This window comes from Gluconacetobacter entanii (genome assembly GCF_003206495.1).
In the GTDB taxonomy this organism is placed as follows: Bacteria; Pseudomonadota; Alphaproteobacteria; order Acetobacterales; family Acetobacteraceae; genus Novacetimonas; species Novacetimonas entanii.
Map to the genome: position 1 here is coordinate 25,229 of NZ_NKUF01000001.1, position 22,247 is coordinate 47,475.

Genomic DNA, 22,247 nt, shown 5'->3' on the forward strand with positions numbered 1-22,247 from the left:
GACCGTTCCCGCGCGTCGCCTGCTGCTGGCACGCGGGTGGAGACACTGTCCCCGATGATGCGACCCGCCCCGTGTGGCGGGTCGTTTCATTTTCGGGACGAATGGTTCAGGATATGACAATGATTTGCTGGCATGGATCGGCCAGTATGGGGCAGGCATGGCGATGTCCCCCTTGCATCCAGACCGTAATGATGGAGACATGACATCTCGATGAACAGGTCGCATGCCCTCCCTTCCCGTCGCACGTTCATGCAGGTCATGGCTGGCACCACCGCACTGGTGGCGATGCCGTATGGCGTGGCGCGTGCCGGTGCCCCCACGGCCGGTATGTCCCATACGCCGGTATTCTTTGACGCTGCCGAATGGAAATTTCTCAACGCCGCGTGTGCGCGCCTGATCCCGCATGATGCGCTCGGGCCGGACGGGGTGGCGCTTGGCGTGCCGCGCTTCATCGACCTGCAGATGGATACGCCCTATGGCCGGGGGGAGATGTGGTACATGCACGAACCCTTTGTCGAAGGGCCGGCCAACCTTGGCTACCAGTTGCCCTATCCCCCGCGGGAGGTCTATCGCCGGGGGATTGCGGGCGCCAATGCATGGTGCCAGCACAATGATGGTGCGGATTTCGCCGCCCTGTCCCCCGAACGTCAGGATGAAGTCCTGGCCATGATGGAAAAGGGGGAAATGATGTTTCCCGACCTGCCCGCCGCACAGTTTTTTGAACAGTTGCTGTCCAATACGATGGAAGGCGCGTTTGCCGATCCCATCCATGGCGGGAATGTTGGACTGCGGTCATGGACCATGATCGGCTTCCCCGGCGCGCGTGCCGACTTCATGGACTGGGTGGACCAGTATGGCGTGAAATATCCGCTGGGGACCGTCTCGATTTCCGGGGAGACCGCCTGACATGGATGATGCAACGCGACTGAAACCCGTCGATGTCGTCATTGTCGGGGGTGGCTGGGCCGGTTCGATCATGGCCAAGGAAATGACCGAGGCCGGGCGCAATGTCGTCATGCTCGAACGCGGTCCCGACCGCAGCACCGCCGTCGAGGGGGCCTATCCCGGTTCGATTGATGAACTGGAGGGCAATTTCCGCTATCGCCTGTTCCAGGACCTTTCGAAAAACACCGTTACAATCAGGAACAATATCCACCAGCGCGCCCTGCCATACCGGCGCATGGCCGCGTTCCTGCCGGGCGAGGGCGTCGGCGGCGCGGGCCTGCACTGGTCTGGCGTGCATTTCCGCATGCCACCCGATGACCTTATCCTGCGTTCGAAGGTGATCGAGCGGTATGGAAAATCCTTTATTCCCGAAGGCATGAACCTTCAGGATTACGGCGTCACCTATGACGAACTGGAACCATTTTTCGACCGCGCGGAAAAGGTGTTCGGCACGTCGGGGGAACCTTACAAGATCAATGGCAAGGTGGTGGGGCAGGGCAATGTCTTTTCCCCGTCGCGTTCCGGGCCGTTCCCGCTGCCTGCGCTCAAGGACGTCTATAGCGCGCACCTGTTCCGCAAGGCCGCGACGGAGGCGGGCTTCCATCCCTATTCCATGCCTGCGGCCAATGCATCGGCGCAGTATACCAATCCCTATGGCGCGCAGATGGGGCCGTGCAATTTCTGTGGATATTGCAGCGGTTATGCCTGCTACATGTATTCCAAGGCATCGCCCAACGTGAACATCCTGCCGGTCCTGCGGCGTGACCCGCTGTTTGAACTGCGCACGCATGCCAATGTCCTGCGCGTGGAGATGGACAGCACGAAAACCCGTGCCACGGGCGTGACTTATGCCGATCGCGAAGGGCGGACATGGACGCAGCCTGCCGAACTGGTGATCCTCAGCGCGTTCCAGTTCCATAACGTCCGGCTCATGCTGCTGTCGGGAATTGGGAAACCTTATGATCCTGTCGCCAACGAAGGCGTCGTGGGGCGTAACTTCGTCTACCAGAACGTGACGACCAGCATGGTCTGGCTGGATCAGGGGATCGAGACCGAACAGTTCGTCGGTACCGGCGGTGGCGGTGTCGCATTCGATGATTTCAACAGCGAAAATTTCGACCATGGCCCGCTGGGATTTGTCGGGGGATCGCCCGTATGGGTGAACCAGGCGGGGGTGAAGGCCATCGCCGCGGCACAGGCGGGCGGGCCGCCGGGCACGCCGCGCTGGGGCAGTGCGTGGAAAAAGGGACTGGTCGATACCTACCGCCATTCCCTGCGCATTGATGCGCACGGGGCGAACATGGCCTATCGCGATGTGTTCCTCGACCTCGACCCGACATGGAAGGACGCCTATGGCCTGCCTCTGCTGCGCATGACGTTCGACTGGAAAGACAACGATATCCGCATGAACCGTTATGTGGTGGACCGCATTGGCGATGTGGCGCGTGCGATGGGCGCGCGGCAGGTGCAGTTGACGAAGCGGGAATTCGGCGTGCCGTTCGACACGCGCAAATACCAGACCACGCATCTGGGCGGTGGCGCGGTGATGGGGACGGACCCGAACACCAGTGCGCTCAACCGTTACCTGCAGGTGTGGGACGTGCCGAATGTGTTTGTCATCGGCGCCAATGCGTTTCCGCAGGGGACGGGATACAACCCGACCGGCATGGTCGCGGCCCTTGCCTACTGGGCGGCGCATCATATCCGGCAGACCTACCTGAAAAATCCCGGCCCCCTGGTGTCACTGTGAAGGGGGGGCGTGTCCTTGCCCTGCTGCTGGGGCTTGCCGGATGGGGGACTGCTCCCGCGCGTGCGGCGGATGACGCGGGGGAGCAGGCGCAGGTCGCGGCGGGGGAGTATGTGGCGCGTGCCGCGGACTGTTCCGCGTGCCACAGCCTGCCGGGCGGGAAGCCCTTTGCCGGGGGGCTGGCGTTCCACCTGCCGATGGGCACGATCCGCGCGTCCAACATCACGCCCGATCCCAAGGCGGGTATCGGTAGCTATAGCGAGGCGGAATTCGCCCGCGCGGTGCGTCAGGGGATCCGCCGTGACGGGGCGACGCTGTATCCGGCCATGCCCTATCCGTCCTATGCGCACATGACGGATGCGGATGTGCATGCGCTGTATGTCTATTTCATGAAGGGCGTTGCCCCTGTCGCCACCCCGGTTGCGCCCAATGACATTGTCTGGCCGCTGTCGATGCGCTGGCCGCTGGTGGCGTGGCGGATGATGTTTGCCCCGTCGGGTGCGCAGGGCGTGCGGACTTTCGCCGATCCGCAACTGGCGCGCGGGGCCTACCTGGTGGAGGGGCCGGGCCATTGCGGGGCCTGCCATACTCCACGCGGCATCGCGATGCAGGAAAAGGCCCTGACGGCGGTGGACGGGCCACTGTACCTGTCGGGCGGCAGCGCGGTGGACGGGTGGAATCCCGTCAGCCTGCGCGGGGAAATGCGCGAGGGCCTTGGCCGGTGGAGCGAGGAGGATATCGTGACCTTCCTGCAGACCGGCCGCGTCATGCATGCCGCCGCCTTTGGCGGGATGACGGATGCGATCCGCCACGGCACGCAGCATCTGAGCGATGATGACCTGCGGGCGATCGCCCATTACCTGAAATCCCTGCCGCCCGCGCACCCGCAGGCGCGCGCGTGGCAGTATGATGAAACGACGGGCCGCACCCTGCATGCAGGCGACCTGTCGGCGCGTGGCGCGCGGGCCTATGTCGATAACTGCGCCGCCTGCCACCGCACCGACGGGCGTGGCTATCCCACGACGTTCCCGCCGCTTGCGGGAAATCCGGTGGTGATGGATGCCTCCGCCACGTCGCTGATCCGCATCGTGCTGACGGGCAGTGTGCTGCGCGCCACCCATCAGGCGCCGTCCGCCTTTGTCATGCCCGGTTTCGCGGCACGCATGGACGACCGGGCCGTGGCCGACGTGGTCAGTTTCATCCGCCAGTCATGGGGCAATGACGTGCCGCAGGTCAGCGCGGCGGAGGTCGCGGAGGTGCGGCGTTCCCTGAAAGGCAGCGGGGACGCCCCCCCGGCGCGCCAGCCCCTGAACTGATCGTGATGGGGCGGGGCGGTTGTCCCTGCCGTGAGGCTCCGTCACTGTGGCGGGGAAGGGCAGGCGGCTTTCTGATGAAGTTATAAAAGTTTTTTTGGTGTCGCCTTTTGATTGAAAAAAGCGACGTTCTTTCGAAGCTTTTTGAAAAAAGCTTCACCAAAAACTTCTTTGGATTTTCAGGCAGGTGGCAAGCGGGAAAGGAACACTCATGAAGCGTCGTTCATTACTGGGGGCAGCCGTTCCCATGGGTGTTGCCGCAGCACTGGCCCGGACGGCGGGACGCGCCCATGCCGCCCCCGCCGCAACAGAGGGCACGAACCGCGATCACGGCCTCAATTCGGCAGGCCCGTTCGAGGTCGTGGCCCGTTTTGACGGTCCCGGCCCATCGGGGGTTGCGGTGACACCGGGACGGCGCATCTTCGTCGGTTTTCCCCGCCATGCCGTCAACCATACGGGGGCCACGCTTGCGGAACTGCGCGATGACGGGATTCATGCCTATCCCGATGCGCAATGGAGCCTGCCGTCGGACCGCCCGCCCGCGCAGCGCCTGATGTCGGTCCATGGCATGACCACCGATACGCGCGGGCGGCTGTGGTGCATTGACGATGGCAAGCTCGCGGGGCTGCCGCTGGCGCCGGGGGCGGCGAAGGTGATTGGGATTGATCCTGCCACCAACACGATTTTTTCCAATATCGTGCTGCGTCCCGGCATCGTCCTGCCCGACAGCCACATGAACGACCTGCGCGTGGACCTGAAGCATGGGGCGGCGGGGACGGTGTATGTCACGGACTCTTCGTTCGGCATGTCGCCTGCGCTGGTTGTGGTTGACATTGCCACCGGGCGGCAGCGGCGGGTACTGGCGCAGCATCACGCCACACAGGCGGAGCGCGGTTTCATGGCCGTGGTCGAAGGCCGCCCGCTGGTGTTCGATCCCCCGCGGCACAAACCCGCCTTCGTCTGGGGCGGGGCGGACGGGATTACGCTCTCCCCCGACAGTGGCACGCTGTATTTCTGTCCGCTGACCAGCAGGCGGCTCTACAGTATTTCCACGGCGCTCCTGTCCGACTTTTCCACGACCGAGGCGCAACTGGCGCAGGCCGTGCGTGACGAAGGGGAAAAGGGTGTGGCCGACGGGCTTGCCACCGATGGGCAGGGACGCATCTACACCACCAATTTCGAACATGACGCCATCTTTCGCCGCAATGTCGATGGGTCGTTCGACACCATGGTGCGCGATCCGCGCGTGCTGTCACCGGACGGGATCTTTGTCGATGGTGGCGACGTTTATTGCACGCTGGGACAGTGGAACCGGCTTGGCGGGCTGAACGGGGGGCACGACCTGCGGGTGCCTCCCTATTACCTGATCCGCTTTCCCACGGACCCGGCGGCAGCGGTCGATGCGCTGCATGTGAAATAGGCACGCCCCTTTCCCTTTGGGACGAATTGCGGCAAAAATCCCGGTCATGAATATTATGTCGCGCATGATGATGCCCCTGATCCGGCGCCTTGATCCCGAGGACGCCCATCAGCTTGCCCTCAATGCCCTGCAACTCGGGCTTGGCGGCGTATCGGACCCGGCCCGGGACGATCCCGCCCTGTCGATTCGCGCCATGGGCCTGCGGTTTCCGAACCCGATCGGCATTGGTGCGGGGTTCGACAAGAACGCGCTGGTGGTGCGTCCGCTGTCGCGTTCGGGCTTCGGTTTCGTGGAGGCCGGGACCGTCACCCCGCGCCCGCAGCCGGGCAATCCGCGTCCGCGCCTGTTCCGCCTGACGGAAGACCGCGCGATCATCAACCGCATGGGCTTCAACAATCAGGGCATCGACCGCTTTGCCGTGCGCATGGCGCGCCTGCACCGCGTCAGCGCGTCGGGCTGGCATGTGGGGGCAAAGGTACCGGTGGGCGCGAACCTTGGCATCAACAAGACCGGCGCGGACCCGGAGCGCGACTATCCCCTGCTGGTCAGCCGCATCAAGAATTATGTCGATTACATCGTCATCAACCTGTCGTCGCCCAATACTCCGGGCCTGCGTGACCTGCTGGAGGCGTCGCGCCTGAAATCCATCCTTGATGCGATTGCCGCAGCCCATCCCGAACGTCCGCCGATGCTGGTCAAGCTGTCGCCCGACATGGCGCGCGACGATATCCCCGATGTGGTGGAGGCCGCGATTGCGGGCGGTGCGCAGGGCCTGATCGTCACCAACACCACGATCTCGCGCCCGCGCAGCCTGCGCAGCGCCTATGCCACGGAAACCGGCGGCCTGTCGGGGCGTCCGCTGACGCCGCTGTCGTGCGATACGCTGTCGCACGTGTCCCGCGCGGCAAAGGGACGCCTGACGCTGGTGGCGTGCGGTGGTATCGAAAGTGGTGCGGACATTGTGGAGCGCGTACGCATGGGGGCCGACCTTGTGCAGCTTTATACCGCCTATGCCTATGAAGGGCCGGCGATCCTGTCGCGACTGAAGCGCGAGACGCTGACGGCGTTGCGCCTGCAGGGGTTCGAGACCCTGTCCGATGCGAAAGGAACCGCCCTGTCGTGAAGGAAGCCAGCGGAATCGCCCCTGTGGCGGATCGGTATGACGGGTATATCGTTGACCTGTGGGGCGTCATCCATAACGGCGTCGCCCCGTATCCCGGTGCGCCGGAATGCCTGCGGCAGCTACGCAAGGCGGGCAGGCGGGTGATCCTGCTGTCCAATGCCCCGCGCCGGGCCGACACGGTGCAGCGTGGCCTGCGGGCGATGGGCATTGGCGACGACCTGTATGAAGGGCTGATGACCAGCGGCGAATGCACGCGCCGGATGCTGCAGTCGCGCACCGACCCATGGTTCGCGCAACTGGGTCGGCGGATGCTCCACCTTGGGCCGCAGAAGGATGTAGACCTGTTCGCGGGACTGGACCTCGATGTGGTGGAAGATCCGGCGCAGGCGGATTTCATCCTCAATACCGGGCCAGATGCCGACCGGGGGGAGGAGGACATTACGCCCTATCTGCCGATTCTGGACCAGTGCGCCAGACATGGGCTGAAGATGATCTGCGCCAACCCTGACCAGCAGGTGATCCGTGGCAACCGTCGCATGCTGTGCGCCGGTGCGCTGGCCAGTCGGTATGAGGAAAGCCAGGGCGGGGAGGTGCGCTGGATCGGCAAGCCCCATCCGGAGGTCTATGCCCTTGTGGCGGGCATGATGGACCTGCCGGTGTCACGCATCCTTGCGGTGGGCGACTCCCTTGCCACCGACATGCGCGGCGCAAAGGGCGCGGGCGTCGATGGCTGCTGGGTGCTGGGCGGTATCCATCAGGAAATGCTGGGCGGAAGCTGGGCCGAGGGGCGCGATGCCGATTACGCTCTCGCGGTGGAGGAAGCCCATGGCGCGGGGCTTGATCCGGCGGTGTGCGTGCCGTCCTTCCGGTGGTAGGCGAGGCGGTCGCGATAGACAGATAAAAGTTTTTGGGCGCTGCCTTTTTTAAAAAGGCGGGGTTCCTTGAAGCTTTTTGGAAAAAGCTTCACCAAAAACTTTTATTGTTAAGAGGCCTTTTTATTCGTACCGGTGACCGTTGACCGTCACATAGCCCGCGATGGGCCAGTTCCGGCTGGTGCCATGATGGGTCCAGTCGATACCCTGGCTGCGCAGGTTGTCGAAGTAATAGCGTCCGACCACATCCACATCATCGCCCTTCGCCACCCACGGCCATTGCGGGGCCTCCATGCGGTCAAGATCGGAGACGATGCGGATGGAAATTCCCGACCCGACATCGACATAGAAATAGCCATGCCAGCCACTGCGGGTCCGGCGCGCGCGGGAGACGGCGATGACCCGGCCGCAGACATGTTCGGGCAGGTCGGCATTGCGGCTGTGGCGTTCCTCGTTCTCGAACCTGCGCTGGTCCTCAAGGAACCTGCGATTGTCACAACTGGGGGAAACGGACTCCCCCCACGCATGCGCGCTCGCACTGGTCATCACCTGTGCGGCGGTGACCATCATGGCGCCCGCGCAAAAGGAGCGCAGCAGGGTTAAGCGTGCCGACATCACAGTCCTCATTCTGTCACTACATGCCTTCCATGCGTGGGATGCGTGCGCGCGTCAATGACCCGCACACGCATGCGTTATATGCGGATGTGACGTTCTATGTCTTTTCGGCCATCAGTTGCTGGCGGGCCTTTTTCATTTCCGCGCGCGCGGCGGCGTCAAGCTTGGGCATCTGCAGGTCAAGCTGCTCAAGCGCTGCGATCAGCGTCTCGATCACCACCAGGCGGGCGAACCATTTCTGGTCCGCCGGAACCACGAACCATGGGGCATGCGGGCCGGCCGTATTGCGGATCGCCTGTTCATAGGCGTCCTGGTAACTGTCCCAGTATCCGCGTTCATGGATGTCGGCTGCTGAAAATTTCCAGTTCTTTTCAGGATGGTTGATGCGTGACAGGAAACGCTTGCGCTGTTCGTCCTTTGACAGGTGCAGGAAGAATTTGACGATCACCGTGCCCTGACGCGCCAGATACTCCTCGAAATGGCGGATGTCGCGATACCGGTCGTCCCACAGCGTAGGTGATTTGCGAAGTTGTGGCGGGATCTTCTGGTTTTCAAGGATCTCGGGATGCACCCGCGTGACCAGCACTTCTTCATAATGGCTGCGGTTGAAGATGCCGATATGCCCGCCCTGCGGCAGGGCCAGATGTTCGCGCCACAGATAGTCATGGGCAAGTTCGACCGGGCCGGGCTGCTTGAAGGAGGTGACATTGACGCCTTCGGGATTGATGCCGGACATCACATGCTTGATGACGCCATCCTTGCCCGCCGCGTCCAGTGCCTGCAGCACGATCAGCATCGACCATTCACCATTGGCATACAGCCGTGCCTGCAGTTCCGACAGGCGGCCGATCCGTTCATACAGCCGCCGCTTGCCGCCTTTCTTTTCCAGTCCGCAGTCCTGCGCCGCACGCGTCGGGCAGGCCGAAAGCCTGAAATCCGTGCCATCGGTAATGCGAAAACGTGTCGCCAGTTCAGCCTGCGCCGCGATTGTGGCCGCGTCGGGCTGGGTTTTGGTAATCTTGGTCCTGTCCTGCATTGATACGGCTCAGTCCTTCATGCCCTTGACGACGGACAGGCCACCGGCCGCCTGACAGACCGGCATCATCTCGATCTGGTTGATGTTGACATGCGCCGGCAGGTTCACGACCCACGATACCGTTTCCGCGATGTCATCGGGCAGCAGGGGATGCGTGCCTTCGTAAACGGCCGCAGCCTTCGCATCGTCACGCAGGCGCACCTTGCTGAACTCGCTGCCGCCGCACAGGCCGGGCGCGATGTTGGTGGCGCGGACATTCCTGCCCAGCAGGTCGCAGCGCAGGTTGCGCATGAACTGTTCCACGAACGCCTTGGTGGCGCCATAGACGTTGCCGCCGACATAGGGATAGATCCCGGCCGTGCTGCCCAGCGAGACGATATGCCCGCGATCGCGTGCGACCATGCCCGGCAGCAGCGCGCGCGTCAGTTCCACCATGCCGGTGACATTGGTTGCGATCATGCGCTCCCAGTCGCTGATATCGCTTTCCTGCGCCTTGGAAATGCCAAGGGCGAGGCCGGCATTGTTCACAAGGATATCGACCTCCCGCCACTCGGCGGGCAGAGCGTCAGGCAGGGAGGCGATCGCGGCCTTGTCCATCATGTCAAGGCGCAGGGGCAGCAGCGCCTTGCCCAACTGTGCCGCCAGTGCATCCAGCCGTTCCTGGCGCCGGCCCGTGGCGATGACACGATATCCATCGCGCACCAGGCGTTCGGCAATGGCCTTTCCAAAACCGGCGGTTGCACCGGTGACAAGGGCGATCTTCGACATGGGATGATCCTTTCGTTGTGTGATGGGGGTCATGGCGGACAGTGTGACGGTCCTGCGTGACAGATTCAAATTCGTAACGCGGATGGGCCGGGTTTTGTCCCGGGCGGGAGCGATTGCATGAAACGGTTGCAAAAAGGGGGGGATGTGGTTCTATCCTTTGCTCATGCCTAAGATATCCCTGACATCGGGCCACAACCTGACCGGACATTTGCTGGTGGCGACACCGGCGCTGATGGATACGCCCTTTGAGCGTAGCGTCATCTATCTGTGCGCCCATTCGGCCGAAGACGGGGCGATGGGGCTGGTGGTGAACCGTCGCCTGTCGCAACCCATGCTTGACGATGTGCTGGAGCAGCTTGGCGTGGCCCCTGTGCCCCCGCGGCGTCGGATCGGCCTGTGCGCGGGTGGCCCGGTGGACAGTTCACGCGGCTTTGTCCTGCATTCCGCCGATTGGGAAGGCAATGGCAGCATGGCCGTCAATGACAGCACCATCCTGACCGCCAGTCTGGACATATTGCGGGTGATCGCCGATGGGGCAGGACCGCAGCATGCGCTGCTGGCGATGGGGCATGCAAGCTGGGAGGCCGGTCAACTGGAAGACGAAATCCTGCGCCATAACGCATGGGTCTCCGCCCCCGCGACGGAACAGATCGTCTTCAGCCCCGATCATTCCGGCAAATGGCGGCAGGCACTGGCCAGCGTGAACCTTGATCCCGCATGGTTCAGTTCCGATAGCGGAAACGCATAGGAAAAAAGCAGCAGCGAGACCATTACTTTAAAATGAATCAGGGTGCAGGGATCCTCCGGGCAGCGCCCGGATGTTCCATGTGCCGACTGCGGTGCACATTCAGGGGCTTTGCCCCCGAACCCCCACCAAAGGGCGCGGCCCTTTGGAAACCACTACTTTTGAATGGATCAGGGCGCGGGGAGTACGCTCCCTTTTGGGGCCGGGCATGTTTCAGGGGCTTTGCCCCGAACCCTCACCAATACGAAAACAGGGGCCGTTTCCGACCCCTGTTCCCGGTTTCTCCGTCCTGAACGGCTGGAGATCAGTCCGCCGCTTCGGACTCTTTCTCGTTATCGCCTTCATCCCCTTCCGTCGCCGAGGACGACGGATCGTGGGAGATGTAGTCGAAGTCCAGCTTGCCATCCTTGAGCGAGATCTTGACCACCCCACCCTTGACCAGCTTGCCGAACAGCAGTTCCTCGGCCAGCGGCTTCTTGATGTTTTCCTGAATGACACGACCCAGGGGGCGCGCGCCATACAGGCGGTCATAACCACGTTCCGCCAGCCATTCCTTCGCCGCCGACGAAATCTCGATCATCACGTTGCGATCCGCCAGTTGGGCTTCAAGCTGGAAGATGAACTTCTCCACCACGCGGTCCACCACTTCGGGCGACAGGTGGGCAAAGGGAATGATCGCATCGAGGCGGTTGCGGAATTCAGGGGTGAAGATGCGCTTGATGGCTTCCTCATCCTCGCCCTCACGCCCGTTGCGGGCAAAGCCGATGGCCTCCTTGCTCAGGTCCGCGGCCCCCTCATTCGTCGTCATGATCAGCATGACATTGCGGAAATCGACCGTCTTGCCGTTATGGTCCGTCAGGCGACCATGGTCCATGACCTGCAACAGCACGTTATACAGGTCGGGATGCGCCTTCTCGATCTCGTCAAGCAGCAGGACCGCATGCGGGTGCTGGTCGATGGCATCGGTCAGCAGGCCGCCCTGGTCAAACCCGACATAGCCCGGCGGCGCACCGATCAGGCGCGAGATCGAATGACGCTCCATGTATTCGGACATGTCGAAGCGGATCAGTTCGATGCCCAGCGTGCTGGCCAACTGCTTCGCCACCTCGGTCTTGCCCACGCCCGTCGGGCCGGAGAACAGGTAGTTGCCAATCGGCTTCTCCGCATCGCGCAGACCCGCGCGTGACAGCTTGATCGCGGCCGTCAGCGCCTCGATCGCCTTGTCCTGCCCATAGACCATGCCCTTGAGGTCACGTTCGAGGGAGCGCAGCGTCTCCTTGTCGTCCGACGACACGCTCTTGGGCGGGATGCGGGCGATCTTGGCGACGATGTCCTCCACATCCTTCAGGGTGACGGTCTTGCGGCGGCGGTTTTCGGGCACCAGCATGCGCGACGCGCCCACCTCGTCAATGACGTCGATGGCCTTGTCCGGCAGCTTGCGGTCATGGATGTATTTCGCCGCCAGTTCCACCGCCCCACGGATCGCATCGTCGGTATAGCGGACCTTGTGGTGCTTTTCGTAATTGACCTTCAGGCCACGCAGGATCTTCACCGCATCGTCGATGGAAGGTTCCGCCACGTCGATCTTCTGGAACCGGCGCACCAGCGCGCGGTCCTTTTCGAAATGCTGGCGGTATTCCTTGTACGTGGTGGACCCGATGCAGCGCAGCGTCCCCGCCGCCAGCGCGGGCTTCAGCAGGTTCGACGCATCCATCGCCCCGCCCGACGTCGCACCCGCACCGATGACGGTGTGGATTTCGTCGATGAACAGGATGCTGCCCGGGTTGTTGTCGAGTTCGGTGACAACCGCCTTCAGCCGTTCCTCGAAATCACCGCGATAGCGCGTCCCCGCCAGCAGCGCGCCCATGTCGAGCGAATAGATCGTGGAGTTGAGCAGCACCTCCGGCACGTCGCCCTCGACGATCCGCTTGGCCAGTCCTTCGGCGATCGCGGTCTTGCCCACGCCGGGATCACCCACGTAAAGCGGGTTGTTCTTCGTGCGGCGGCACAGGATCTGGATCGTGCGCTCGATTTCCGAGTCGCGGCCGATCAGCGGGTCGATCTTCCCCTCGCTCGCCTTGTCGTTGAGGTTCGTGCAGTAGGTGGACAGCGCATCCTGGTTCTTCTGCCGTCCCTTGCCGGTTTCCTCGCGTTCGGGGTCGGGGCCTTCGGACGGTGTGCCTGCGACCGGGCGGCGCGTCGAACGCTCCGGCGCCTTGGCGATCCCGTGGGAGATGAAGTTGACGGCATCCAGCCGCGTCATGTCCTGCAACTGCAGGAAATAGACGGCATGGCTTTCGCGTTCGGCGAACAGGGCGACAAGGACGTTCGCGCCCGTCACCTCGTCCCGGCCGGTGGACTGCACATGGATCGCGGCGCGCTGGATCACGCGCTGGAACGCGGCCGTGGGCTTGGGATCGACGGTGCGGTCCGACGCCAGCCCCGCAAGGTCCTTGTCCAGGAATTCCGTCAGGTCGTGGCGCAGCTTGTCAAGGTCAACACCGCAGGCGCGAAAGACCGTGACCGCGTCCGGGTCGTCGATGAGGGAGAGGAGAAGATGTTCGAGGGTGGCATATTCATGCCGCCGTTCGCTGGCGAGTGTCAGCGCACGATGAAGCGTCTGTTCCAGATTACGTGACAACATGCCGAGACGCTCCTTTTCCAAGGGGGGCCATTGCGGCCCCGGGGATCATGACCGGACAATCACTCCGATCTTTGTCCCGTTGCGGGGGGAATGCCAGAGGAAATTTGCATAAATCCGCATGAAAGAATGCAAAGGTGGGAAAATGCCTGATCGTGGCCTCAGTCCTTTTCGATCGTGCACTGCAGGGGATGCTGGTTCTGGCGTGCGAGGTCCATGACCTGCGTGACCTTCGTTTCAGCAACTTCGTAGGTAAAGACGCCACAGACGCCAACGCCGCGCTTGTGGACATGCAGCATGATGTCCGTCGCCTCTTCACGCGATTTCTGGAAAAACCGTTCCAGCACGTGGACGACGAACTCCATCGGGGTGTAGTCGTCATTGAGCATCAGCACCTTGTACATCGCCGGCTTGCGGGTCTGTGGCCGGGTGCGGATGACAACGCCCGCCAGTCCGTCATCATTGCCGCTGTCGCCGTCGGGCCGGCGCGGCGGGGTGTTTCCGCCATGTGCATGCGCAGGCAGGCGCATGCCGCGATGGTGCGGGGCTTGGGCGACAGGGGAGGGCAGGCGTGTGACGGACATGATCCTACCATATTGGAACTCTGTTCCCTGTTGAAAGGGGCAGGCGGCATTATGGGGCATCATTTTTTCACCTCCTCTCGGTTTCGTGTGGCGGCGGGGGACGGGGCATATGGCCCGGCAATATAAAGTTGCATGCGGTTTCAGCCATTTTTCGCAATTCCGCTCTGGACGCCGGTGCGTTCCGATGTCTAGGATGGCGCAGAATTAATTGTCATATGATGGCGACCGCGGGGATGTTCACCCGGTCCAGCACTGGATGATAATCACCGCATGTCCCCTTTTCCCCGTCGTCTGAAGCGTCTTTTCACTGCACGCGGCACCAGGGTGAAGGTTTCACTGCTGGTAGCGGGCGGCCTGATCGCGGGGCTGTTTGGCGGAGCGGGACAGGCCCGTGCCCAGTATGTGGGACAGATCAGTTCCATCGTCATGGATGCCCGTACCGGGGCCGTCCTGTCGCAGTCCAATGCCAGCCTGCGCCGCTATCCCGCCAGCCTGACGAAGCTGATGACCCTCTACCTGACGTTCAAGGCGCTCAGGGCGGGGCGCATCACGCTGGACCAGGTGGTGCCCGTCAGTGCGCATGCCGCCTCCATGGAACCGTCGAAGCTTGGTCTGCGTCCGGGCAGCTATTTGACGGTGGAGGAGGCGATCCTTGCCCTCGTGACGAAATCGGCCAATGACGCGGCCTGTGCGCTGGGCGAATTCCTTGGCGCGGGGAGCGAGGAAACCTTCGCGCAGATCATGACGCAGCAGGCCGCGCGCCTGTCGATGAACGACACGTCGTTCCGCAATGCATCGGGCCTGCCGAATGAGGAGCAGATGACCTCCGCGCGTGACCTTGCGACGCTTGCGCGGCATATCGCCCTCGATTTCAGCGAATATTACCATTATTTCGCGGTCCCCGCCTTCTATTTCCGGGGCCGGTACGTGCCCAACCATGACCCGATGCTCCAGTCCTATCCGGGGGCGGACGGGCTCAAGACCGGTTACACCGCCGTTGCCGGGCATAACCTTGTCACCTCCGCCGTGCGCGACAATGTCCGCCTGATCGGGGTGGTCATGGGCGCCTCGTCGAACGCGGAGCGTAACGAGGTGATGGCCGACCTGCTCGACGACAGTTTCAAGGCGGAGGGAATCGCCCCGGTCCAGCGTCCGCTTGTCCTTGCGCGCAATGCCCTTGCCGCACGCCACCGCGCGGTATCCGGGCGCGGTCGCCTCATGCTGGCGAGTTCGCGCTATCGCATGGACGGGCCTGAACAGGTCGCCGATGCGTCGATTCCGCTGTCCTATGCGCGATTGCGGCACGGGACGAATCCGGCCGCTGTCCATGCTGTCTCGCATGCCGCGACGTCGCATACCCATGCCGCCACTACGCATGCGCACGTCCATCTTGTCGGGATGGGGCAGGCGCATCGCGTCGCCACCACAAAGGCCAAGACGCGCAGCTAGATCCGCCTCGGCCGCTGACACGGCGCGCCGATGGGGGTATAGAACCTGTCGCCGTTCATGGGATGGCATCGCATCCATCGGGCCGTGGCGCCGGGAACCTGTCCCGGCGGGCGCGGGCGCGTGGATGTGATTACGCGATGACTAGCGACGAAGGAATATCGGCATGGATGGCGACATGAACGAGGGCGCGATCGTCCTGCACTCCCCCGAGGATTTTGTCGGCATGCGGGCGGCGGGACAGCTTGCGGCACGGACGCTCGACATGATTACGCCATATGTGCAGGCGGGTGTGACGACCGGCGAACTGGATGAGCGTATCCATGCCTTCATGGTGGCGCATGGCGGCGTGTCCGCCACGATTGGCTATCGCGGGTATGAAAAGGCAAGCTGCATTTCCATCAACCATGTCGTCTGCCACGGCATCCCCGGCGACAAGGTGCTCAAGGAAGGCGATATCCTCAATATCGACGTGACCGTCATCCTTGATGGCTGGTTTGGCGATACCAGTCGTATGTACACGGTGGGCACGCCGTCGAAGAAGGCGCAGAACCTGATCGACGCCACCTATGAATCGCTGATGCTGGCCATCAGGGCGGTGCGCCCGGGCGCCACGCTTGGGGATGTGGGTCATGTGATCCAGACCTATGCGGAGGAACGGCGCTTTTCCGTCGTGCGCGACTTCTGCGGCCACGGCATCGGCCGGACCTTCCACGCCGCGCCAAACGTGCTGCATTATGGCCGTCCGGGGCATGGCGTCGTCCTGCGTCCTGGCATGTTCTTCACCATTGAACCGATGCTCAATATCGGCCGCCCGGATGTGAAGATCCTTGGCGATGGCTGGACCGCCGTGACGCGCGACCGTTCGCTGTCGGCGCAGTTCGAGCACATGATGGGCGTGACGGAGGACGGGTGCGAGGTCTTCACCTACTCTCCCGCAGGGCTGAACAAGCCGCCTTACAATATTGCCGGGTAAATGATTTCTATGGCAGTTCTTTGATAAAAAACAATAAAAGTTCCCGGGCGTCGCCTCTGTCCTGAAAAGGGCGGCGTCCCTGAGGCTTTTTGGAAAAAGCGTCACCGGAAACTTTTATAATTTCAGTATCGTATCTATTTTCTTTTTATCAGTTTTTTGGAAAAAACGTGGCATGTCATTGCCTGTCAGGAAAATGAAAATGGTTGCTGGTCTGCGTCGTTCCCCATCCCGCCGGGCCGGTGGCCTGCTGCTGGCGGGCATGCTGCTGCTGTCGGATGGGGTGGCGTATGCTGCTGTCGCGCCGGCGGCGGTGCAGGATGATCCGCTGGCGTTCGGCGGCACGTCCGTGCCGGTGGCGTCGGCCCCGCCCGTGGGCGGGCACGAGGGGATGGTCGTCTCCGCCCAGACGCTGGCGTCGCAGGTGGGCGCGCGCATCCTGCATGAAGGTGGCAATGCCGTGGATGCCGCCGTGGCCGTGGGCTATGCGCTGGCCGTGGTCTATCCGGCGGCGGGGAACCTGGGCGGTGGCGGGTTCATGACCCTGCGGCCTGCGAACGGGCCTGCGGTGTTCCTCGATTTCCGCGAACATGCGCCCGGTGCCGCGACGGCGACGATGTTCCAGGATGCGAAGGGGAACGTCATCCCCGGACTTTCGACCAAGGGGTGGAAGGCCGTGGCGATTCCCGGCACCGTCGCGGGGCTGGAACTCGCCCGGCAGCGCTGGGGCCATCTGTCGCGCCAGCAGGTGATGGCGCCCGCCATCGCGCTGGCGCGTGACGGGTTCGTCCTTGCGCCGGGCGATGTGGAACTGATTTCGCATGGCAATGACGACTTCCGTCGCGATCCCGTGGCGCGCCGGTCCTTCCTGCATCATGACGGCAGCGGACTGCAGGTGGGGGACAGGCTGGTGCAGCCTGAACTGGCCCGCGTGCTGGAACGGATTTCGCGCAAGGGGACCGACGGATTCTACGCGGGCAAGACCGCGCGTGAGATCGTGCGTGCCAGCCGCAAGGGGGGCGGCCTGCTGACGCGCGCCGACCTGTCGGGATACAGGCCGCGCATCCTGCCGACCCTGACATGCGATTACCGGGGCTATCACATCGACACAGCCCCCCCGCCGAGCGGTGGTGGCGTTGCGCTGTGCGAGATGCTGAACATCCTGTCCGGCTATGACATGCATCGCCTCGGCCTTTATACCGTCCCCGCCGTGCAGCGTGAGGTCGAGGCCATGCGCCATGCCTATGCCGACCGGCAGGACCTGGGGGATCCGGCGTTCGTGTCGAACCCGGTCGATCATCTGCTTGACGTGAATTACGCGCGCCAGATCCGCGCCGCCATTCCCAACGCCCGCGCGGTTCCGTCTGCCGCCGTGCGCCCCGGCGTCGCCGGGAACGAAGGGCAGGAGACCACGCATTATTCCGTGATGGACCGTGACGGCAATGCGGTCGCGGTGACCTATACGCTCAACGGATGGTTCGGCGCGGGCATGGTCGCGGGGCGGACGGGCGTGTTCATGAACGACGAAATGGACGATTTCTCCACCCGTCCGGGCGCGCCCAACATGTTCGGGATCATCGGCAGCAAGGCGAACGAGATCGCGCCGGGCAAGACGCCGCTGTCATCCATGACGCCCACCGTCATTTCCCGTGGCGGGAAGCCGGTCATGGTGATCGGCAGCCCCGGCGGGTCGCGCATTCCCACCATCGTGCTGGCATCCGTGCTGGGCGTGATCGATTACGGCCTGGACATCCAGCACGCCGTGGACCTGCCGCGCATCCATGAACAGTGGCAGCCCGAACCCGTGCAGGTGGAAGCCGGCGCGCTGACGCCCGGTGTCATCGCCAGGCTCCAGCATGAGGGCTACAGCTTCAAGGCCTATCCGCACTGGGGCGTGGCAGAGGGGATCCTTGTTGGCGGGCCAAGCCTGAATACACCGGGGGCCGACCGCTATTACGGTGGGGCGGACCGCCGCCACAGCACCAGCGCCGCCGTGGGCGAATGATGGCGGGGGCTTTTTTCGTACAAAGCCCCTTGTGCCGCACCGGGGTGTATGTGTTATGAAGTCCGTGGAAGATCGGCCGTAGACGGGTACCTTTCCAACCCGGTCAGGTCCGGAAGGAAGCAGCCGCAGTGAGTTTCGCTCGGGTTATGTGTCCGGTCTTCCACCCCTGAATCCAGTCCCTGCCACCCTGCGATGCAGGATGCAGTGCGCACCATTCACCAAGGCCGGATGCATCAATGAACGCTTCTTCGGATCAGGATCGTTCCGGGGAGGAAGGTCTGCCGTCCCCGCCCGTGGATGATGGCCACGGCCTGTTTGGCGATGCCCCCCCACCCGCCGCCGCCGCCGTGACGCAGAATGCGGCGCCCTATCGCGTGCTGGCGCGCAAATACCGTCCCACCACATTCGATGACCTGATCGGCCAGGACACCACGGTGCGGATCCTGCGCAACGCCTTTGCGCTGGGCCGTGTCGCGCATGCCTTCATGCTGACGGGCGTGCGCGGCGTGGGCAAGACGACGACGGCGCGGATCATTGCGCGCGCGCTCAACTGCACCGGCCCGGACGGGCAGGGCGGGCCGACCGCCGATCCGTGCGGGGTCTGTCCCAACTGTGTCGCGATCCTTGCCGACCGTCATCCCGACGTCATGGAAATGGACGCCGCCTCCCGCACCGGCGTGGACGACGTGCGCGAGATCATCGACTCCACGCATTTCCGCCCCATCCAGGGACGCATGAAGGTCTTCATCATCGATGAGGTCCACATGCTGTCGCGCAACGCGTTCAACGCGCTGCTCAAGACGCTGGAGGAGCCACCGTCGCAGGTGACGTTCATCTTTGCCACCACCGAACTGCGCAAGGTGCCGGTAACGGTGCTGTCGCGCTGCCAGACCTTTGACCTGCGCCGCGTGCCGCAGGACATGCTTGCCGCGCATTTCGACCGGGTCGCGACGGAGGAGGGCGTGCGTTTCGCGCCTGATGCGCTGGCGCTGATCGCGCGCGCGGCGGACGGGTCGGTGCGTGATGGCCTGTCGCTGCTGGACCAGGCCATCGCGCAGGGGACGCTCGATGGTGAAGGGCAGGGTGACGGCAAGCCGATCGACGCCACACTGGTCAGCGGCATGCTGGGGCAGGCCGACCGGGGCATGGTGTTCGACCTGCTCGACGCCGTGCTGGCCGGGCGGCCGGACCAGGCCCTGGCCATCACGGACGAGGTCTTCGCCCGTGGAGCGGACCTCGGGGTCATGCTGGCGGATGTGCTGGAGCTGATCCATTCGGTCTCCCGCCTCAAGGCGGTGCCGCACCTGCGCGACAGTTCCGACATGCCGCAGATGGAGCGCGAACGCTGCATGGCCATTGCGGAGCGCGTGTCCGTCCCCGTGCTGGGACGCACATGGCAGATGCTGCTCAAGGGGCAGGGCGAGGTCGAACATGCGCCCGACCGCAGGCAGGCCGCCGAAATGGTGCTGATCCGCATGTGTTACGTCGCGGACCTGCCGCCGCCGGGCGACCTTGTGCGGCAGGTGGTCGAAGGCGGGGCCGGCGGTGACACGGCGCAGGCTGCAACCATTTCCGCCCCCCCGAATGGGGAAGGCGGTACGCTGGCGGCCGCACCCCACGCTGGCGTAGCCCGGACTGGCGCGCCACAGGCGGGAACGGCCGCGCCGTCGGGTGGCCCGGCCCTGCGCATGGTGGCCAATGGCGGCGTGCGCGTCGATGCCGTGGCGGGGGCGCCTGCCGCGGCCGACCCCGTGATCCCCGAACCGCCACGCCTTCGCACATGGCGCGAGGTCGTGGCCTTTGTGTCGGGGCGCGATGCGATGCTGCACGGGCATCTGCGGCATTCGACGCATCTGGTGGCGTTTGCCGCGCCTGAAATCCGCATCCGGGTGGATGCGGCGGCAATGCCCGGGCTTGCGCGGCGGCTGGAAACCCTGCTGCGCAACGAGACGGGTGATGCGTCGTGGCAGATCCGCACCTCCACAGAGGAAGGCGAACCCACGCTTGCCGAACAGGGGGCGGAGATCATCCAGCTTCATCGTGCCGATGCGGCGTCCCATCCGCTGGTGCAGGCGGTGATGGCCGCGTTCCCGTCCGCGCGCCTGGGTCAGGTGACGGACCATGCGCTTGACGATTACGGTCTTCCGCCCGAAGAGATCACACCAGCCATGCTGGCCCCGGATCTGGAATTCGCGCCACTGGATGCCGAACTGGTGGATGAAGACGATCTGCCGACCGACGACTGACTGACGCCCAAAGGAGAAGACAGAACATGAAAAATCTTGCCGGCCTGATGAAGCAGGCCACGCAGATGCAGGCCCGCATGGAAGAAATGCAGGCCAAGCTCGAATCCATGGTGATCGAGGGAAGTTCCGGCGCGGGGATGGTGCAGGTCACCCTGAACGGCAAGGGCGACATGAAGGCGATCCGCATCGACCCCAAGCTGGCCGATCCGGAGGAAATGGACATGCTGCAGGACCTGATCCTTGCGGCGTGCAGCGACGCGCGCACGAAGCTTGACGCCACGGCGAGCGAGGAAATGAAGAAGGTGACCGGCGGCCTGAACCTGCCCGGCGGCATGAAGTTCCCGTTCTGAGCCCGAACCGGGAGCCTGTGTGATGGGCGGCGCGGAGATCGAGCGGCTGATTACCCTTCTGGGGCGATTGCCGGGGCTTGGCCCCCGTTCGGCCCGTCGCGCTGCCCTTGCCATGCTGCGCCAGCCGCACACCCGCATGCTGCCGCTGGCGCAGGCGATGGAACAGGCGGCGCGCGCGGTGCGGACCTGTTCGTCGTGCGGCAACCTTGATACCTGCGATCCCTGTTCGATCTGCGCGGATCCGGCCCGTGACCACGGGCTGGTCTGCGTGGTGGAAAATGTGGGCGACCTGTGGGCGCTGGAACGCGCGGGCGTCCATCGCGGCGTCTATCAGGTGCTTGGCGGGACGCTGTCGGCGCTCGACGGGGTCGGGCCTGACGACCTCAATGTCGCCCCGCTTTATGCACGGCTGGAGGCCGGGGGCGTGCGGGAGGTCATCCTTGCGCTGGGTACTACGGTCGATGGGGCGACGACCATGCACTGGCTGCATGACAGCCTGCTGCGATTCCATGTGCCCATCAGCCGTGTGGGGCAGGGAGTGCCTGTGGGCGGTGCGCTCGATGTGCTCGATGATGGCACGCTGGCCGCTGCCCTGATGGCGCGACGCCCGGCATGACCGTGCCGGGAATAAGCTGGCCTGTCCCGCCGGGGATCGCACGGGTGGCGCTGGTGACTGGCGGGGCCGCGCGGCTTGGGCGCGCCATTGCGCTGGAACTGGCGCGCAACGGCTTTGACATCGCCATCCATTACAATCGCAGCGCGGACGCGGCCCGGCGCACACTGGCCGATATCACGGCGCTCGGGCGCAGGGGATGCGTGCTGCGCGCCGACCTGTCGCGCGAGGACGAGGTCCGCACCCTGCTGCCGCGCGTGGGCGACGCATTCGGGACCGTGGGCGTCTTGGTCAATAATGCCAGCGTGTTTGAACGTGATGAATGGGATAGTGCGACGCGGGAGGGATGGGATGCCCATATGGAGCCCAACCTGCGCGCGCCCTTCGTCCTGATGCAGGATTTTGCACGGCAGATGCCCGAGGGACGGCAGGGCATGGTGCTGAACATGCTGGACGAGCGGGTCTGGTCACTGACACCGCATTTCGTCAGCTATACCGTCTCCAAGGCGGCGTTATGGTCCCTGACGCAGAGCATGGCGCTGGCGCTTGCGCCCCATGGAATCCGGGTCAACGCCATCGGGCCGGGTCCCGTCCTGCCGACGCCACGGCAGAGCGCGGCGCAGTTCGCACGGCAATGCGCGTCCCTGCCGCTGGGATACGGGGCGGGGGTGGAAGAAATCGCGCACGCGGCGCTGTCGCTGCTGTGCATGCCGTCCGTCACGGGGCAGATGCTGGCCCTTGATGGCGGGCAGCACCTGCAATGGTCGCCCGCACGGCCCAACCCTGCAACCGGAGCCTGAGCCAC

Annotated in this window: 19 protein-coding genes and 1 other RNA gene; 15 read left to right on the forward strand and 5 right to left on the reverse strand. The window is 64.0% G+C overall.

The window, feature by feature from the left end; all coding sequences use genetic code 11:
- The first annotated feature begins 210 nt into the window (after positions 1 to 210).
- The 6 genes from CFR72_RS00120 to CFR72_RS00150 all read left to right on the forward strand — a co-directional run bounded on the left by CFR72_RS00120 (position 211) and on the right by CFR72_RS00150 (position 7,423).
- Positions 211 to 906 (forward strand): gluconate 2-dehydrogenase subunit 3 family protein, encoded by a 696-nt coding sequence (locus CFR72_RS00120; protein WP_233042932.1) that lies wholly within the window; start codon positions 211 to 213, stop codon positions 904 to 906.
- A 1-nt stretch (position 907) separates the two neighbouring features.
- Complete coding sequence (locus tag CFR72_RS00125; protein ID WP_110912070.1) at positions 908 to 2,695, forward strand: GMC family oxidoreductase; 1,788 nt, start codon at positions 908 to 910, stop codon at positions 2,693 to 2,695.
- Positions 2,692 to 4,008 carry a c-type cytochrome gene (locus CFR72_RS00130; RefSeq protein ID WP_110912071.1) on the forward strand — a complete coding sequence of 439 codons (1,317 nt, stop codon included), beginning with the start codon at positions 2,692 to 2,694 and terminating at the stop codon, positions 4,006 to 4,008. The genes CFR72_RS00125 and CFR72_RS00130 overlap by 4 nt, the downstream gene beginning before the upstream one ends.
- A 208-nt stretch (positions 4,009 to 4,216) precedes the next feature.
- Positions 4,217 to 5,425, forward strand: a complete 1,209-nt coding sequence (locus CFR72_RS00140) for an L-dopachrome tautomerase-related protein (RefSeq protein ID WP_110912073.1) — start codon at positions 4,217 to 4,219, stop codon at positions 5,423 to 5,425.
- A gap of 46 nt (positions 5,426 to 5,471) precedes the next feature.
- Positions 5,472 to 6,548, forward strand: coding sequence for a quinone-dependent dihydroorotate dehydrogenase (locus CFR72_RS00145; RefSeq protein WP_110912074.1), 1,077 nt, complete (start codon positions 5,472 to 5,474; stop codon positions 6,546 to 6,548).
- Entirely contained in the window at positions 6,545 to 7,423 is an 879-nt protein-coding gene (locus CFR72_RS00150) for a TIGR01459 family HAD-type hydrolase (RefSeq protein WP_110912075.1), read from the forward strand. The genes CFR72_RS00145 and CFR72_RS00150 overlap by 4 nt, the downstream gene beginning before the upstream one ends.
- Before the next feature lie 120 nt (positions 7,424 to 7,543).
- On the opposite strand, the gene CFR72_RS00155 is transcribed toward CFR72_RS00150, so the two are convergent.
- The 3 genes from CFR72_RS00155 to CFR72_RS00165 form a co-directional block, all read right to left on the reverse strand.
- Positions 7,544 to 8,035, reverse strand: coding sequence for a DUF3465 domain-containing protein (locus tag CFR72_RS00155; protein WP_110912076.1), 492 nt, complete (start codon positions 8,033 to 8,035; stop codon positions 7,544 to 7,546).
- A 97-nt stretch (positions 8,036 to 8,132) separates the two neighbouring features.
- Complete coding sequence (locus CFR72_RS00160) at positions 8,133 to 9,071, reverse strand: polyphosphate kinase 2 family protein (RefSeq protein WP_233042936.1); 939 nt, start codon at positions 9,069 to 9,071, stop codon at positions 8,133 to 8,135.
- A 9-nt stretch (positions 9,072 to 9,080) separates the two neighbouring features.
- Positions 9,081 to 9,839 (reverse strand): SDR family NAD(P)-dependent oxidoreductase, encoded by a 759-nt coding sequence (locus tag CFR72_RS00165; RefSeq protein WP_110912077.1) that lies wholly within the window; start codon positions 9,837 to 9,839, stop codon positions 9,081 to 9,083.
- A gap of 163 nt (positions 9,840 to 10,002) precedes the next feature.
- On the opposite strand from CFR72_RS00165, the gene CFR72_RS00170 reads away from it, so the two are divergent.
- Complete coding sequence (locus CFR72_RS00170) at positions 10,003 to 10,587, forward strand: YqgE/AlgH family protein (protein WP_110912206.1); 585 nt, start codon at positions 10,003 to 10,005, stop codon at positions 10,585 to 10,587.
- A 301-nt stretch (positions 10,588 to 10,888) separates the two neighbouring features.
- Here the strand turns inward: CFR72_RS00170 and clpA are convergent, their stop codons facing one another.
- Both clpA and clpS read right to left on the reverse strand, forming a co-directional pair.
- Positions 10,889 to 13,228: an ATP-dependent Clp protease ATP-binding subunit ClpA gene (gene clpA, locus CFR72_RS00175; protein ID WP_110912207.1), complete on the reverse strand. Its 2,340-nt coding sequence runs from the start codon at positions 13,226 to 13,228 to the stop codon at positions 10,889 to 10,891.
- Positions 13,229 to 13,386: 158 nt separating this feature from the next.
- A complete protein-coding gene (clpS, locus tag CFR72_RS00180) occupies positions 13,387 to 13,755 on the reverse strand; it encodes an ATP-dependent Clp protease adapter ClpS (protein WP_110912078.1) in 369 nt (122 codons plus the stop codon).
- Positions 13,756 to 14,079: 324 nt separating this feature from the next.
- Between clpS and CFR72_RS00185 the strand changes: the two genes are divergently transcribed.
- The 8 genes from CFR72_RS00185 (at position 14,080) to CFR72_RS00220 (ending at position 22,242) form a co-directional block, all read left to right on the forward strand.
- Positions 14,080 to 15,258, forward strand: coding sequence for a D-alanyl-D-alanine carboxypeptidase family protein (locus tag CFR72_RS00185; RefSeq protein WP_110912079.1), 1,179 nt, complete (start codon positions 14,080 to 14,082; stop codon positions 15,256 to 15,258).
- 163 nt (positions 15,259 to 15,421) lie between these two features.
- Positions 15,422 to 16,231 (forward strand): type I methionyl aminopeptidase, encoded by an 810-nt coding sequence (gene map, locus CFR72_RS00190; RefSeq protein WP_110912080.1) that lies wholly within the window; start codon positions 15,422 to 15,424, stop codon positions 16,229 to 16,231.
- A 199-nt stretch (positions 16,232 to 16,430) separates the two neighbouring features.
- Entirely contained in the window at positions 16,431 to 18,233 is a 1,803-nt protein-coding gene (gene ggt / locus CFR72_RS00195) for a gamma-glutamyltransferase (RefSeq protein WP_208629931.1), read from the forward strand.
- A 67-nt stretch (positions 18,234 to 18,300) separates the two neighbouring features.
- Positions 18,301 to 18,397: signal recognition particle sRNA small type (ffs, locus tag CFR72_RS00200), an RNA gene on the forward strand.
- A gap of 72 nt (positions 18,398 to 18,469) precedes the next feature.
- The gene (locus CFR72_RS00205) at positions 18,470 to 20,479 is read left to right on the forward strand and encodes a DNA polymerase III subunit gamma/tau (RefSeq protein ID WP_110912081.1); all 2,010 of its coding nucleotides are present in this window, start codon (positions 18,470 to 18,472) and stop codon (positions 20,477 to 20,479) included.
- A gap of 26 nt (positions 20,480 to 20,505) precedes the next feature.
- Positions 20,506 to 20,829, forward strand: a complete 324-nt coding sequence (locus tag CFR72_RS00210) for a YbaB/EbfC family nucleoid-associated protein (RefSeq protein WP_110095718.1) — start codon at positions 20,506 to 20,508, stop codon at positions 20,827 to 20,829.
- A gap of 22 nt (positions 20,830 to 20,851) precedes the next feature.
- On the forward strand, positions 20,852 to 21,445 hold the full coding sequence (gene recR, locus CFR72_RS00215; protein WP_167400254.1) for a recombination mediator RecR: 594 nt from the start codon (positions 20,852 to 20,854) through the stop codon (positions 21,443 to 21,445).
- Positions 21,442 to 22,242: an SDR family oxidoreductase gene (locus CFR72_RS00220; RefSeq protein WP_110912083.1), complete on the forward strand. Its 801-nt coding sequence runs from the start codon at positions 21,442 to 21,444 to the stop codon at positions 22,240 to 22,242. The genes recR and CFR72_RS00220 overlap by 4 nt, the downstream gene beginning before the upstream one ends.
- The last annotated feature ends 5 nt before the right edge of the window (positions 22,243 to 22,247 follow it).